The 14,092-nt window shown below is 65.4% G+C and carries 15 protein-coding genes; 14 read left to right on the top strand and 1 reads right to left on the bottom strand.

The genetic code is table 11. The features are described from left to right. Positions 1-50: 50 nt before the first annotated feature. Positions 51-896: a helix-turn-helix domain-containing protein gene (locus ASD04_RS11245; protein WP_244488304.1), complete on the top strand. Its 846-nt coding sequence runs from the start codon at positions 51-53 to the stop codon at positions 894-896. Between the two features lie 34 nt (positions 897-930). Here ASD04_RS11245 and pcaQ read toward each other — a convergent pair whose 3' ends face one another. Continuing rightward, positions 931-1,851 carry a pca operon transcription factor PcaQ gene (pcaQ, locus tag ASD04_RS11240; protein WP_056256680.1) on the bottom strand — a complete coding sequence of 307 codons (921 nt, stop codon included), beginning with the start codon at positions 1,849-1,851 and terminating at the stop codon, positions 931-933. A gap of 254 nt (positions 1,852-2,105) precedes the next feature. Between pcaQ and pcaD the strand changes: the two genes are divergently transcribed. The 13 genes from pcaD (at position 2,106) to ASD04_RS11175 (ending at position 13,883) form a co-directional block, all read left to right on the top strand. Next, positions 2,106-2,900, top strand: a complete 795-nt coding sequence (gene pcaD / locus ASD04_RS11235; RefSeq protein ID WP_056256677.1) for a 3-oxoadipate enol-lactonase — start codon at positions 2,106-2,108, stop codon at positions 2,898-2,900. Next, the gene (gene pcaC / locus ASD04_RS11230) at positions 2,893-3,279 is read left to right on the top strand and encodes a 4-carboxymuconolactone decarboxylase (RefSeq protein WP_056256674.1); all 387 of its coding nucleotides are present in this window, start codon (positions 2,893-2,895) and stop codon (positions 3,277-3,279) included. Before pcaD ends, pcaC begins: the two co-directional genes overlap by 8 nt. Next, positions 3,276-4,022 carry a protocatechuate 3,4-dioxygenase subunit beta gene (gene pcaH, locus ASD04_RS11225; protein ID WP_056256671.1) on the top strand — a complete coding sequence of 249 codons (747 nt, stop codon included), beginning with the start codon at positions 3,276-3,278 and terminating at the stop codon, positions 4,020-4,022. Before pcaC ends, pcaH begins: the two co-directional genes overlap by 4 nt. After that, positions 4,022-4,642, top strand: coding sequence for a protocatechuate 3,4-dioxygenase subunit alpha (gene pcaG, locus ASD04_RS11220; RefSeq protein ID WP_056256669.1), 621 nt, complete (start codon positions 4,022-4,024; stop codon positions 4,640-4,642). The genes pcaH and pcaG overlap by 1 nt, the downstream gene beginning before the upstream one ends. Positions 4,643-4,862: 220 nt before the next feature. Beyond that, complete coding sequence (locus ASD04_RS11215; protein WP_056256667.1) at positions 4,863-5,894, top strand: 3-carboxy-cis,cis-muconate cycloisomerase; 1,032 nt, start codon at positions 4,863-4,865, stop codon at positions 5,892-5,894. A gap of 224 nt (positions 5,895-6,118) precedes the next feature. Next, the gene (locus tag ASD04_RS11210) at positions 6,119-6,841 is read left to right on the top strand and encodes a 3-oxoacid CoA-transferase subunit A (RefSeq protein ID WP_056256665.1); all 723 of its coding nucleotides are present in this window, start codon (positions 6,119-6,121) and stop codon (positions 6,839-6,841) included. After that, complete coding sequence (locus ASD04_RS11205) at positions 6,838-7,509, top strand: 3-oxoacid CoA-transferase subunit B (RefSeq protein ID WP_056256662.1); 672 nt, start codon at positions 6,838-6,840, stop codon at positions 7,507-7,509. Before ASD04_RS11210 ends, ASD04_RS11205 begins: the two co-directional genes overlap by 4 nt. A gap of 1 nt (position 7,510) precedes the next feature. Then, entirely contained in the window at positions 7,511-8,713 is a 1,203-nt protein-coding gene (pcaF, locus tag ASD04_RS11200) for a 3-oxoadipyl-CoA thiolase (RefSeq protein WP_056256661.1), read from the top strand. Between the two features lie 364 nt (positions 8,714-9,077). Next, a complete protein-coding gene (locus ASD04_RS11195) occupies positions 9,078-10,256 on the top strand; it encodes an ABC transporter substrate-binding protein (RefSeq protein ID WP_056256658.1) in 1,179 nt (392 codons plus the stop codon). Between the two features lie 302 nt (positions 10,257-10,558). Beyond that, positions 10,559-11,422 carry a branched-chain amino acid ABC transporter permease gene (locus ASD04_RS11190; protein ID WP_056256656.1) on the top strand — a complete coding sequence of 288 codons (864 nt, stop codon included), beginning with the start codon at positions 10,559-10,561 and terminating at the stop codon, positions 11,420-11,422. 10 nt (positions 11,423-11,432) lie between these two features. Continuing rightward, entirely contained in the window at positions 11,433-12,419 is a 987-nt protein-coding gene (locus ASD04_RS11185; protein ID WP_056256654.1) for a branched-chain amino acid ABC transporter permease, read from the top strand. Continuing rightward, a complete protein-coding gene (locus tag ASD04_RS11180; RefSeq protein ID WP_056256652.1) occupies positions 12,419-13,177 on the top strand; it encodes an ABC transporter ATP-binding protein in 759 nt (252 codons plus the stop codon). The genes ASD04_RS11185 and ASD04_RS11180 overlap by 1 nt, the downstream gene beginning before the upstream one ends. Then, the gene (locus ASD04_RS11175) at positions 13,170-13,883 is read left to right on the top strand and encodes an ABC transporter ATP-binding protein (protein WP_056256650.1); all 714 of its coding nucleotides are present in this window, start codon (positions 13,170-13,172) and stop codon (positions 13,881-13,883) included. The genes ASD04_RS11180 and ASD04_RS11175 overlap by 8 nt, the downstream gene beginning before the upstream one ends. Positions 13,884-14,092 lie beyond the last annotated feature (209 nt).

Below are 14,092 nucleotides of genomic sequence, written 5' to 3'. Positions count from 1 at the left end.
CAGCATGCGCATTCAGGGCGGGTTGGTGAATGGACAGGGGGTGCAATCTCTTGCACTATCCGAACATGGACCGGGTTCCGACATATGCGCTTTATGGTGAGGCCGACAGCGCCCGCCAGCAGGACTGGCTGCATTGGGAAACCATCCAGTCGCGCAGCCGGCTGCATGGCTATCGCATCGCCCCGCATCGGCATGAGCGCTTTTTCCAGATCCTGATCCTGACTGGCGGCTGGGCCTATGTGACGCTCGATGGCGAGCCTTTCGATCTCAGGCCCCCCGCCATCGTCGTCGTGCCGGCGCTGACCGTGCATGGCTATGTGTTCAGCAACGATGTCGAGGGCGTGGTGGTGACGCTGATGGAGCGCGACCTGGCCGAAGGGCTGGAAACGCCGCCGGCAGGCGTCATCACCGGCGGCACGGCGGCGGTCAACGCCATGCTCGACATATTGCTGGCCGAGGCCGACCGGCCCGGCGGCTGGCATGACCTGGCCATGCGCGCCCATATCACCCTGTTGCTCGTGGCTCTGCACCGTGCACGCACCCTGCCGGCACCGCGCAATGCCGGCGCGGCCCGTGCCCGCTTTCATGCTACGGCCTTTCGCTGGATGGTGGACCAGCGTTTCCGCGAGACCCGGCGCATCGCCGATTATGCGCGCGACCTTGGCATCAGCCCGACCCATCTCAATCGTGTCTGCCGGCAGGAACTCGGCATCTCGGCCCTGACCGTGATCGAGCGGCGCATCGCGCTCGAGGCGCGGCGGCAATTGCTGTTCTCCACCCTCACCATCAAGCAGATCGGGGCCGGGCTGGGCTACGAGGACCCAGCCTATTTCACCCGGGTCCTCAAGCGCGTGCTGGGCGTGACCCCGGCGGCTTTTCGCAATCGGGAGGGGTAGGGCTTCTTCCTCAAGGGCAGGGGGGAAGCGGCCCTCACTTCACGCCCGCAGCCACCTCGCGCACCGACTGGATCAGGCTGCTGGCGGCGAGGCTGGGTGTGGTTTCGGTGCGGGTAGTGAAGCCGACCGGGCCGGTGGTCTGGCTGGTATCGACCGGCAGCCGCGCAAGCAGCCCCGCTTCGAGGTCGCGAGCGACGACGCCTTCCGAGATGATCCAGACGGCATCCGTCTGGCTCGTATAGGCGCGGCCGAAGGCGTCGGAGACCGTTTCCACCTCGTCGCGCAGCTCGGTAATGCCATGGGTCAGCAGCATCCGATCGACCAGCCGGCGGATGAGCGAGCTGGGCGTGGGCATCATGGTCTGGTAGCGCTCGATCATCGAAAGGTTGAAGGCGCGCTCGCCCAGCAGCGGGTGGCCTTGCCGCACCACCATCACCACCCGCTCCGAATAAAGATGCTCGAAGGACAGCCCCGCCATGGCGTCGGGCTCGGCCATGCGGCCGATGACGAAATCGACATCGCCGGTGCGCAGCAGGCTCAGCAGGTAGTCGTTGGGGCCGGTGGTGATGCGGGTATGGACGCCGGGGCTGCCGGCAGTGAAGGCTTCCACCGCGGCCGGCAGGATGCGCGCCGAAACGGTCGGCAGCGCGCCGACCCGCACCACAGCCGCCCCATGGCTGCCCCGCGCCAGGTCCAGCCCCTGCCGCAGGGCCGCGACACTGGTCGAGGCATAGCGGTGAAAGCTCTCGCCGAACGGCGTGAGAAAGAGATTGCGCTTGCTGCGATCGAACAGGGCACCGCCGAGAAGCTGCTCCAGCTCCTGGATAGTCTTGGACACGGCGGGTTGGCTGACATTGAGGGCGGCGGCGGCCCCGACCATGCTCCGGAGCCGCGCCACTTCGAGGAAACAGGTCAGATGCCGCAGCTTGACGCGGGGATCGATAGGCTGAGGCAATTTTGGGGCTCCGGTTATGATGGCACGATCATGTCCCAGCCTCGTTTGGCTCCTCCCTCGTGACGGGAGAGGTTGGGAAGGGAGTGTTTGGCCCTGACATCCGGGCCAACGCCCCCAGCCATGATCCCTCCCGGCGAGGGGGGAGGGAGGTGACTGCAACATCGTGGCCTATAATCTATAGGTTATATCTTGTTTCGCACTACTCATTTTACTCACCCGCCGCCGGCGCCTTATATCGGGGCAGGGGGAGCGGAATGGATTTCGTTCGGATCAATGGCGTGCTGCTGCATTACCGGCTTGCCGGCCCCGCCGGCGCGCCCGTATTGGCGCTGACCAATTCGCTGGGCACCGATGCGCGCATCTGGGATGGCGTGATCGCGCGCCTGTCCGGCCACTACCGCATCCTGTCCTATGATAAGCGTGGCCACGGCCTCAGCGACACGCCGCCGGGCGACTATGCGCTGGAAGATCATGTGGCCGACCTCACGGGGCTGCTCGATCATCTCGATATCGGGCGGCTGGCGCTGGCCGGGGTTTCGGTGGGCGGGCTGATCGCCCAGGGCTTTGCGCTGCAGGCCCCGGACCGGCTGGCGGCTTTGGTGCTGTGCGACACGGTGCCCAAGATGGGCGATGCCGTCGGCTGGAATGCCCGTATCGACACCGTGCGCACCCAGGGGCTGGGCGCCATTGCCGACATGGTGATGGACCGCTGGTTCAGCCCCGGCTTCCAGCAGCAGCGGCAAGATGAACTGGCCGGCTGGCGCAATCTGTTCCTGCGCAGCGACCCTGACGGCTATGCCGCCACCTGCGCCACATTGCGCGATACCGATCTGACGGCCGAAATCGGCCGCATAGCCATGCCGACGCTGGTCGTGGCCGGCGAGGCGGATCGCTCGACGCCGGTGGACCTGGTGCGAAGCTGCGCCGCGGCCATTGGCGGGGCCCGTTTTGAAATCCTGCCCGGCGTCGGCCATATTCCATCCATCGAGCAGCCCGCGGCTTTGGCCGCGCTGATCGCGCAGTTCCTCAAGGAGAACGGCCATGGCTGAACCCACGCGCTTCGAGCAAGGCATGGCGACGCGCCGGTCGGTGCTGGGCAATCCCCATGTCGATGCCGCCGTCGCGCGCAAGACTGACTTCGACGACGACTTCCAGACTTTCATCACCGAAGGGGCTTGGGGCTCGGTCTGGTCGCGGCCGGGGCTCAGCAAGCGCGAACGCTCCATGCTGACCATCGCGCTGCTGGCGGCGTTGGGGCATGATGAGGAAGTGGCCATGCATGTGCGGGCCACTGTCAATACCGGCTGCTCGCCGGATGATATCAAGGAAGCCCTGCTGCATGTGGCGGTCTATGCCGGTGTGCCGGCCGCCAACCGGGCATTCAGAATTGCCAAGGACGAACTGGCCAGGCGGGAGACGGGACAATGAGCGGCATCATACTACCGGGCGCGGACGGGGCGCTCTATCAGCGCGACAGGGCCTGGCATCCTCCGGCCAATACGCCTGGCTACAAGAGCACCACTTTCCGCGCGCCCAGACACGCCTTGCTGTCGCTGGGCGGCACCGCTTCGGAACTGACCGGGCCGACCTTCGGCCATTCCAGTCTCAATCCGCTCGATAACGACCTGATCCGCAATTACAGCCAGGATGGCAGCGAGGCCATCGGCCAGCGGATTATCGTCTATGGCCAGGTGCTCGACGAGAATGCGCGGGCTGTGCCCGATACGCTGGTCGAATTCTGGCAGGCCAATGCCGGAGGCCGCTATCGCCACCGCAAGGAAGCCTATCTCGCCCCGCTCGACCCCAATTTCGGCGGCTGCGGCCGGGCCGTCACCGACGAAAACGGCTTTTATTCCTTCCGCACCATCAAGCCGGGCGCCTATCCCTGGCCCAATGGCGTCAACGACTGGCGCCCCGCCCATATTCACTTCTCGGTCTTCGGCCACGCCTTCGCGCAGCGGCTCATCACCCAGATGTATTTCGAGGGCGACCCGATGATCTGGCAATGCCCCATCGTCGGCTCCATCGCCGACAAGTCGGCCATCGACCAGCTCGTCGCCCGGCTCGACCGCCACAATACGACGCCCATGGACGCGCTGGCCTATCGCTTCGATATCGTGCTGCGCGGCCGCCGTTCGACCATGTTCGAGAACAAGCTGGAGGGGAACTGATGCTGCATCCGGTTCCGACACTGAAAGAGACCCCGTCGCAGACGGCGGGCCCCTATGTCCATATCGGGCTGACGCCCAACTTCGCCGAGATCAAGGGCGTCTATGCCACCGATCCGGGCAGCACCATGCTGACCGAGAATACCAAGGGTGAACGCATCACCATATCGGGCAGGATATTCGACGGCTCGGGCGCCGTGGTGAACGACGCATTGGTGGAAATCTGGCAGGCCGATGCCGATGGCTCCTATGTGGCACCCATGGGCCCGAACTCCAATTCGGCGCCGGCCTTTACCGGCTGGGGCCGCCAACCCACCAATGCTGAGGGCATCTTCACCTTCGAGACCATCAAGCCCGGCCCGGTGCCCGGCCCGGACGGCAAGCCGATGGCGCCCCATGTCAACCTGTGGATCGTGGCGCGCGGTATCAATATCGGGCTGCAGACGCGGCTCTATTTCGACGATGAGACCGAGGCCAATGGCAAGGACTTCGTGCTCAACAAGATCATGGATCCTCGCCGCCGCCTGACCCTGATCGCCCGCAAGGAAGATGGGCCCGTGCCGCGCTACATGCTGGACATCCACCTGCAGGGCGACAAGGAGACGGTGTTCTTCGATATGTGAGGGGTGGCGCTGACGTCACCTCCTCCCTTCTCCCCTTGAGGGAGAAGGTGCCCGAAGGGCGGATGAGGGGTCCCTTCCTTGCTTCTGGAGCATAGGATGGCGCGGTACCCCTCACCCGGTTCTTCCGCTAAACGCGGCAGAACCCCCCTCTCCCTCAAGGGGAGAGGGGAAGCAAAGGCCAAGCCTTTTGCCCAACCGCAAACGCCTGTAGCATTCCCCCATGAACCCATTGCTCTCCGCCCTTGCCGGCGATGCCGAAATCGACGCGCTGCTGTCCGACGATGCGCAACTGACTGCCATGCTTGCGGTGGAAGCTGCCCTGGCTGAGGCGAGCGTGGACTGCGGCTGGATCGAGGAGGGGGCGGCCCTCGCCATCAAGTCGGCCATCGCCGCTTTCGTGCCCGACCGGGCGGCCCTCGCTGCCGGCATGGCGCAGGATGGTGTCGTGGTGCCGGCCCTGCTGCGGCAATTGCGGGCCACGGTGGCCGAGTCGCATCGCGCCGCCCTGCATCGAGGCGCCACCAGCCAGGACGTGATCGACACGGCCCTCATGCTGCAACTGGCCCGCGTCTTCGACCTCTATGAATCCCGGCTCGCCGCCCTGCTGGAACGGCTCGACGCGCTGGGCACCGATGCCGGCGCGCGCCCGCTGATGGCCCATACCCGCATGCAGGCGGCCCTGCCCACGAGTTGGGCTGCCAAGATCGAGAGCTGGCGCGCGCCGTTGCAGCGCCATCTGCGCGCGCTGGGAGCGATGCGCCGCACCCTGCTGGTGGTGCAACTGGGCGGGCCGGTGGGCGATCGCGGCAGTTTCGAGGGGCATGGCGACGCCATCGCTGCGGCCATGGCCCGCCGGCTCGATCTCGGCCTGGCCGAACCCTGGCAGGCGACGCGCGACCCCATCGTGGCTTTGGGAAACCTGCTGGCGCTGATCAGCGGCTCGCTGGGCAAGCTGGGCGCCGATGTGGCTTTGCTGGCGCAAAGCGAGGTCGGCGCGCTGCGGCTCGAAGGGGCGGGGGGCTCGTCGGCCATGGCGCACAAGGCCAACCCTGTCAATGCCGAGATACTGGTCGCCCTGGCCCGCTACAATGCCGGCCTCTCCGGCACTTTGGGCCAGGCCATGCTGCATGAATATGAGCGCTCGGGCGCGGCCTGGACCCTGGAATGGCTGACCCTGCCGCCCATGCTGGTCACCACAGGCGCCAGCCTGCGGCTGGGCGTGCGCCTGGTGGAGCAGCTTCATCTGGCGTGACTGTTGATCCTGTACCTGCGTCATTCCGGCGACAGCGGGAATCCCCCTTTGCCGCGAAAGGGTTTCCCGCTTTCGCGGGAATGACGTCGAGGGGCAATTTCAAACCCGGTATCACCCCGGATTTGGGCGATATTCGAACAAATGCAACATATCGCACAAATCTCCTTGCGAGTGTGCCGCGCCAATGCGTAGGTCGCGGGCAAGACCCACAGGAAACAGGCTTCATGGACAAGACGGTCGTCGATCTCACAGCCGCATTGGCTGACATCGAGGATGGCATGGTGCTGATGATCGGCGGTTTCGGCGGCGCGGGGGCGCCGATCGAGCTGATCCACGCGCTGATCGACCGCTTCAAAGCCACCGGCAGCCCCGGCAAGCTCACCGTGGTCAACAACAATGCCGGCAATGGCCGTATCGGCATCGCCGCCATGATCGATGCCGGCATGGTCGCCAAGATGATCTGTTCGTTTCCGCGTTCGTCCGATCCGCGCGCCTTTACCGAAAAGTACCTGGCTGGCGAGATTGGGCTCGAACTGGTGCCGCAGGGCACTTTGGCCGAGCGCATCCGTGCCGGCGGGGCCGGCATCCCGGCTTTCTATACGCCGACCAGCTATGGCACCGATCTCGCCGAGGGCAAGCCGGTGGCCGAATTCGAGGGGCGGGCCTATGTGCAGGAGCGCTGGCTCAAGGCCGATGTGGCGCTGCTCAAGGCGGAACTGGCCGATCGGCACGGCAACCTGACCTATCGCAAGGCGGCGCGCAATTTCTCGCCGCTGATGGCCGCCGCCGCCGGCCTGACTGTCGTGCAGGCGACAAAAGTGGTGGAACCGGACGAGATCGATCCGGAAGCGGTCATCACGCCAGGCATTTTCGTCAATCGTGTGGTGGAAGTGGCCGATGCGCGGCAGGAAGAAGCGCTGATGCGCGACGGGGTGGCCTACGCATGAGCGACAAGCTTTCCAACGCCCAGATCGCCTGGCGCGCCGCGCAGGATATCGAGAACGAGGCCTATGTGAACCTGGGCATCGGCTTTCCCGAAATGGTGGCCAAGTTCCAGCCGCCCGGCAGGCAGGCCATTTTCCACACCGAGAACGGCATCCTCAATTTCGGTGAATCCCCCGCCGAAGGCGAGGAGGACTGGGACCTGATCAATGCCGGCAAGAAAGCGGTGACGCTCAAGCCCGGCGCGGCCTTCTTCAACCATGCCGAGAGCTTCGCCATGGTGCGCGGCGGGCATCTGGATGTGGCGATCCTCGGCGCCTATGAAGTGGCCGAGAATGGCGACCTGGCCAACTGGTCGACCGGCCCCAAGGGCGTGCCGGCGGTGGGCGGGGCGATGGACCTGGTGCATGGCGCCAAGCGCGTCGCCGTCATTACTGATCACGTCACCAGGGATGGCCGGCCCAAACTGGTGAAGCGCTGCAGCCTGCCGCTGACCGGCGTCGGCTGCGTCACCCGCGTCTATACCAGCCTCGCCGTGATCGACATCGAAGGCGGCCGTTTCGTGCTGCGCGAAAAGCTGCCCGGCCTCAGCCTCGATGCGCTGCAGGCCGTGACCGGGGCAGAGCTGCTGCTTGCCGGCACTGTCGCCGACCTTGTCGTACCGGAGGTATGAGATGACTGAGGCCTATATCTGCGACTATATCCGCACCCCCATCGGCCGCTTCGGCGGCGCGCTGTCGGCCGTTCGGCCCGACGACCTGGGCGCCATTCCGCTCATGGCGCTGGCCGCCCGCAATGGGGGCCTCGACTGGGAAGCGGTCGATGACGTGATCTTCGGCAATGCCAACCAGGCCGGCGAGGACAATCGCAACGTGGCGCGCATGAGCCTGCTGCTGGCGGGCTTGCCTGTCACTGTCACCGGCACCACCATCAACCGGCTCTGCGGCTCGGGCATGGATGCGGTCATCACGGCGGCGCGCGCCATCAAATCGGGCGAGGCCGATCTGGTGATTGCCGGCGGCACGGAATCGATGAGCCGCGCGCCCTTCGTGCTGCCCAAGGCCGGCACGGCCTTTTCGCGCAATGCCGAGATTTACGACACCACCATCGGCTGGCGCTTCGTCAATCCGCTGATGCAGAAGCTGCATGGCACCGACTCGATGCCCGAGACCGGCGAGAACGTGGCGCAGGAATTCGGCGTGAGCCGCGAGGCGCAGGACGCCTTTGCCGTGCGCAGCCAGGACAAGGCGGTGGCGGCGCAGCAGAATGGGCGGCTGGCGCGGGAAATTACCCCGGTCACCATCCCGCAGAAAAAGGGCGATCCCATCGTCATCGACACCGACGAACATCCGCGTGCCGGCACCACCAGCGAAACGCTCGGCAAGCTGCGGGCGCTGTTTCCCAATGGCACGGTGACGGCCGGCAATGCCTCCGGCGTTAATGACGGTGCCGCGGCGCTGATCGTCGCCTCCGAAGCGGCGGTGAAACAGCATGGCCTCACCCCTATTGCCCGCATCCTGGGCGGGGCCACGGCTGGCGTGCCGCCGCGCATCATGGGCATGGGCCCGGCGCCCGCGACGAAAAAACTTTGCGCCCGTCTCGGTCTCACGCCGGCCGATTTCGACGTGATCGAACTCAACGAGGCCTTTGCCAGCCAGGGCATCGCGGTGCTGCGCGAGCTGGGCATTGCCGAGGACGCGGCGCATGTAAACCCCAATGGCGGCGCCATCGCGCTCGGGCATCCGCTCGGCATGAGCGGCGCCCGCATCGCCGGTTCGGCGGCGCTCGAACTATCGCTGGGCGGCAGGAGGCGGGCGCTGGCCACCATGTGCATCGGCGTCGGCCAAGGCATCGCCGTGGCTCTCGAACGCGTCTAGGCAGGGGAGGGTTATTATCGTCCGTGGAGTGGAGCAAAGTCACCTCTCCCCTCAGGGGAGAGGTCGACCCGAAGGCTCGGGTGAGGGGTTCAGCGTTGCGCGAGGCCAAGATGCCTTCACCAGCACTGAACCCCTCACCCCACCCTCTCCCCTGAGGGGAGAGGGAGCCTGCGCTCGGTGGAGCTGGTGGGTCTGGTACGGGGTAAGCGTCCAGCCGTTTCAATGGCTTGGCGCATAAAGCAGCCCCCAGCTTTCCCTTGGCGAAGCCGGGTATCGTGTATACAGTTCATCGTTAGGATGGCGCTTAATGAGGCTGCAAAAGGCCCGGTGCCATCTCGTCAAAAAGTCTTCAAGGGAGGAATTCATGTTGAAAAGAACAGCAGTGGCCGCGGTGCTGGGGCTCAGCCTGGCCTGGTCATCCGGCGCCATGGCGCAGGAAACCATCAAGATCGGCGTCATCCTGCCCTATTCGGGACCGTTCGCCGATGCCGCCAACCAGCTCCAGGCCGGTATTGACCTCTATATCGCCGAGCATGGCGACGAGGTTGCCGGCCGCAAGATCGAGCTCATCAAGCGCGACACCGGCGGCCCGGCTCCCGACGTCGCCCGCCGCCTGGCACAGGAACTGGTGGTGCGCGACAATGTCGATATTCTCGCCGGTTTTGCGCTGACGCCCGAGGCGCTCGGTGCCGCCGAAATCGCCACCGAAGCGCAGAAGCTGATGGTGGTGATGAATGCCGCCACCTCCGTCGTCACCGAGCAGTCGCCCTATATCGTGCGCACCTCGGTCACCATCCCGCAGCTCAACTACTCGTTCGGCAAATGGGCCTATGAGCAGGGCATCCGCGAAGCCTATACGCTGGTCGCCGACTACGGCCCCGGCATCGACGCCGAAGCCTCCTTCGCCAAGGGCTTCACCGAAATGGGTGGCACCATTGTCGGCGCCGACCGCACCCCGGTCGCCAACCCCGACTTCTCGGCCTATGTGCAGCGCGTCGCCGATGCCGCCCCTGAAGCTGTATACATTTTCGTGCCTGGCGGCGCCCAGCCTGCCGCTATCGGCAAGGCGCTGGTCGATCGTGGCCTCGCCCCGCCCGATATCAAGGTGCTCGGCCAGGGCGAGCTGACCCACCCCGAAGCGTTGGAGAGCATGGGCGAAACCGCCCGCGGCATCATCACGACCTTCCACTACACGCTGGAACGCGACGATCCGCTCAACAAGGCCTATGTCGACGGCTATACCGCCGCCAATAACGGCCGCGAGCCCGACCTGTTCTCCATCGGCGGCTATGACGGCATGCACCTCATCTATGAGGCGCTCAAGGCCACCAATGGCGACACCAATGGCGATGCCCTGGTCGAAGCCGCCAAGGGCATGTCCTGGGACAGCCCGCGTGGCCCGATGTCGATCGATCCGGAAACCCGTGACGTGATCCAGACCGTCTACATCCGCGAAATCCAGGAAGTGGATGGCAAGCTGCAGAACGTGATCGTGCACGAGATCCCCGACGTAAAGGACCCGCTGCACGGCGCTGCGAAGTAGGCATGGCTTGCTGGGGTGTGGCACAGCCACACCCCAGCCACGGGACGGCACCTGCTCTCTTTCAAGCGGGCGATCGCCTATGGAGTGGAAGCCGAAGTCACCTCTCCCCTCAGGGGAGAGGTCGACCCGAAGGGGCGGGTGAGGGGTTCAGCGCTGCGTCGGGCACCGTGCTCACACAAGCACTGAACCCCTCACCCCACCCTCTCCTCTGAGGGGAGAGGGAGCCAACGCCCGGTGGGAAAGCAAAGAAAACGGGGCAGTGAATTGCCCAACAAGCAGCATGATCCGCTAGGACCAATTCCATGATCAGCCAGATTGCCATTGTCCTGTTCGACGGCTTTGCTTTCGGCATGCTGCTATTCCTGCTGTCGGTTGGCCTGTCGGTCACCCTGGGCATGATGAATTTCATCAACCTGGCGCATGGCGCCTTCGGCATGTTCGGCGGCTATGTCGCCGTCACCGTGATGCGCCAGCTCGGCCTGCCGTTCCTCGCGGCGCTGCCCATGGCTTTCATCGCCATGGCTTTGCTCAGCGTACTGATCGAACGCAGCCTGTTCCGCCGCCTCTACAAGGCCGGTGAGCTCAACCAGGTGCTGTTCACCATCGGCGTGGTCTTCGTTGCCGCCGCGGCCGCCACCTTCATCTTCGGCACGGTGCAACAGGTCATCATCCTGCCGTCCTGGCTGCGCGGCTCGGTGGAATTCGGCGGCGTCCGCTTCGGCATCTATCGCGCCTTCATTATTGTCGTGGCCCTCATCATCACCGCCTTGCTGGTCTTCGGGCTGGAACGCACCAGGCTGGGCGCGCAGATCCGCGCCGCCGTGGACAACCAGCGCATGGCCCAGGGGCTTGGCCTCGATGTCGAACGCGTCTTCGCCATCACCTTCGCTCTGGGCTGCGGCCTTGCCGGCCTCGGCGGCGCGCTGGCGGTCGAGATCGTCGGGCTCTCGCCCTCCTTCGGCTTCCAGATGCTGGTCTATGTGCTGATCGTGGTGTCGGTGGGCGGGCTGGGCTCGATCACCGGCTCCTTCGCCGGCGCCGCACTGCTCGGCATCGGCGATGTCGCCGGCAAGTATTTCTGGCCCGAAATCGGCAGCTTCCTCATCTACCTGCTGCTGGTGGCCATCCTGCTCGTGCGGCCGCTCGGCCTGTTCGGCAAGCGTTAGGGAGGCTGACATGACCACGCCCATCGCCGCCCCCATCGAATCGCGTGACTGGCTGCGCCGCCGCAGCCGCTGGTCACCCTTTGAAATCATGTTCTGGCTGGCGGCCCTGCTGCCCTTCATCCTGTTGCCGACCTATCTGCCGCTGGCCAGCCAGATCGCCATTGCCGCATTGTTCGCCATCTCGGTCGACCTGATCCTGGGCTATGCCGGCATCGTGACGCTGGGCCATGCCATGTTCTTCGGGCTGGGCGCCTATTTCGCCGGCATCATCAGCGTGCGCGGCTGGGGCGAGCCTATCTCGGGCCTGCTCATGGCGGGCCTGTTTGCCGGCATCATCGGTTATGTGGTGAGCTTCCTCATCACCCGCGTCCAGCATCTGGCCCTGATCATGGTGACGCTCGGCCTTGGCCTGCTGACCTATGAACTGGCCAATGCCCTGCACGACCTGACCGGGGGCACCGACGGGTTGCGCGGCATTCGCACTTGGCCCATCCTGGGCCAGTTCAAGTTCGATCTCTGGGGCTATACCGGCTATGCCTATACGCTGGCCGTGCTGTTCCTGTGCTTCCTCCTGAGCCGCCGGCTGGTCAATTCCAGCTTCGGCCTGGCCCTGCGCGGCATCCGCGAAAACGTCAAGCGCATGCCGGCCATCGGCGCCGACCACAAGGGACACCTGCGGCTGGTCTATGCCATCTCGGCCGCCATTGCGGGCCTTGCCGGCGGGTTGATGGCGCAGACCACCAATACGGTGGCGCTAGATTCCCTCAGCTTCGAGCGCTCGGCCGATGTGGTGGTCATGCTCATCCTGGGCGGCACCGGAAGGCTCTATGGCGCGATCCTGGGCACCATCATCTTCCTTGTCGCCCGCGACCAGCTTGCCGGCATCAATCCGCAATACTGGTATTTCGGCATCGGACTGCTGCTGATGGTCGTCGTGCTGTTCATGCCCAAGGGCATTCTGGGCTTCCTGGCCCGTATCGTGGACAGGAGCAAGTGATGGCTGGTGAGGAAATCGTACTGCGCGCTGAAGCGCTCAAGAAGAATTTCGGCAAGCTCGAAGTGACGCGCGACGTGGCCATCAGCCTGCCGCGCGGCGCCCGCCACGCGCTGATCGGCCCCAATGGCGCCGGCAAGACCACGCTGATCAACCTGCTGACCGGGCAGCTCAAGCCCGATGCCGGGCGCATCGAGCTCGAGGGCGGCGATATTACCGGTCTTGCCCCCGCCCATCGCGTGCGAAAAGGCCTCAGCCGCACTTTCCAGATCAATACGCTGTTCCCCGACCTCACCCCCATCGAGGCCGTCACCCTGGCGGTGATGGAGCGCGAGCGGACGGCCGGTCAGTTCTGGAAGCGGCTTGCCGCCCATGGCGATGCCATCGAGGAGAGCTTCACCATCCTGGACCAGCTCGGCCTTGCCGATGTCGCCACCCGCACCACCCGCACCTTGCCCTATGGCCAGCAGCGGCTGCTGGAAATCGCGCTGGCTCTGGCCACGCGGCCGCACGTGCTGCTGCTCGACGAGCCGGCGGCCGGCGTGCCCAAGGATGAAAGTGCCGCCCTGTTCGCCGTCATCGCGGGCTTGCCGTCCGACATCTCGGTGCTGTTCATCGAACACGACATGGACATCGTCTTCAAATTCGCCACCCGCATCATCGTATTGGTGGGCGGCGGCGTGTTGCTGGAGGCCGATCCCGAAACCGTGCGCAGCGATCCGCGCGTGCGCGAAGTCTATCTGGGGCATGGACATGGCTGAGCCGCTGCTGGAATTCCGCGACGTCCGCTCCGGCTATGGCGAAGCCGTGGTGCTCGATGGCGTGTCGTTGACGCTGCCCGCCAACGGAAGTCTCGCCTTGCTCGGCCGCAACGGCGTCGGCAAGACGACCTTGCTGCTGACGGCGATGGGCTTCGTCACGCTGGCGCGCGGCGCAATCTACTGGCGCGGGCAGGACATTTCCCGGCTGGCCCCGCATAAGCGGGCCCGCCTTGGCCTCGGCTGGGTGGCGCAGGAGCGCGATATCTTCCCCTCTTTGTCGGTGGAGGAAAATCTCACCGTCATCGCCCGCCCCGGCCGCTGGAATCTCACCGCTATCTACGCGCTGTTCCCGCGCCTGGCCGAGCGCCGCGCCAATATGGGCAATCAGCTTTCCGGCGGCGAACAGCAGATGCTGGCCATTGCCCGTACGCTGATGACCAATCCATCCGTGCTGCTGCTCGACGAGCCCTTCGAGGGGCTGGCCCCCATCATCGTCGAGGAACTGACGTCGGCCGTCCGCCAGATGGCTGCCGACGAGGGCATAGCCCTGGTGCTGGTGGAGCAGCATGCCGAGGTGGCCCTAAGCCTGACGCAGGAGGCCATCATCATCGAACGCGGCATGATCGCCCACCGTGCGAAATCGGCGGATTTGCTGCGGGACGACGCGACGCTGGAGCGCTATCTGGGGCTGAAGCTGGGGGCCTAGCGAGCGCTGGTTTATAGGCTTCTTCGCTCACGTCCCTTACGGCGGCCATCGCATATTGAGCGGATCTGACGTCACCTCTCCCCTGAGGGGAGAGGTCGGCCCGAAGGGCCGGGTGAGGGGTTCAGCGCTGGTGCAGAGCATGGTGCCTGAAGCGGCTCTGAACCCCTCACCCCACCCTCTCCCCTCAGGGGAGAGGGAGCCCACGCCCT

Origin of the sequence: Devosia sp. Root436 (assembly GCF_001426345.1) — a bacterium.
Lineage (GTDB): Bacteria > Pseudomonadota > Alphaproteobacteria > Rhizobiales > Devosiaceae > Devosia.
This window is presented reverse-complemented; position numbering and strand designations above follow the sequence as displayed.

Coding starts and splice junctions, on each gene's coding strand:
- ASD04_RS11210 (WP_056256665.1), top strand. CDS start 6,119: ATGGACAAGACGGTCGTCGATCTCACAGCCGCATTGGCTGACATCGAG.
- ASD04_RS11175 (WP_056256650.1), top strand. CDS start 13,170: ATGGCTGAGCCGCTGCTGGAATTCCGCGACGTCCGCTCCGGCTATGGC.
- pcaC (WP_056256674.1), top strand. CDS start 2,893: ATGGCTGAACCCACGCGCTTCGAGCAAGGCATGGCGACGCGCCGGTCG.
- ASD04_RS11185 (WP_056256654.1), top strand. CDS start 11,433: ATGACCACGCCCATCGCCGCCCCCATCGAATCGCGTGACTGGCTGCGC.
- pcaG (WP_056256669.1), top strand. CDS start 4,022: ATGCTGCATCCGGTTCCGACACTGAAAGAGACCCCGTCGCAGACGGCG.
- ASD04_RS11180 (WP_056256652.1), top strand. CDS start 12,419: ATGGCTGGTGAGGAAATCGTACTGCGCGCTGAAGCGCTCAAGAAGAAT.
- pcaH (WP_056256671.1), top strand. CDS start 3,276: ATGAGCGGCATCATACTACCGGGCGCGGACGGGGCGCTCTATCAGCGC.
- ASD04_RS11215 (WP_056256667.1), top strand. CDS start 4,863: ATGAACCCATTGCTCTCCGCCCTTGCCGGCGATGCCGAAATCGACGCG.
- pcaF (WP_056256661.1), top strand. CDS start 7,511: ATGACTGAGGCCTATATCTGCGACTATATCCGCACCCCCATCGGCCGC.
- ASD04_RS11195 (WP_056256658.1), top strand. CDS start 9,078: ATGTTGAAAAGAACAGCAGTGGCCGCGGTGCTGGGGCTCAGCCTGGCC.
- ASD04_RS11190 (WP_056256656.1), top strand. CDS start 10,559: ATGATCAGCCAGATTGCCATTGTCCTGTTCGACGGCTTTGCTTTCGGC.
- ASD04_RS11205 (WP_056256662.1), top strand. CDS start 6,838: ATGAGCGACAAGCTTTCCAACGCCCAGATCGCCTGGCGCGCCGCGCAG.
- pcaD (WP_056256677.1), top strand. CDS start 2,106: ATGGATTTCGTTCGGATCAATGGCGTGCTGCTGCATTACCGGCTTGCC.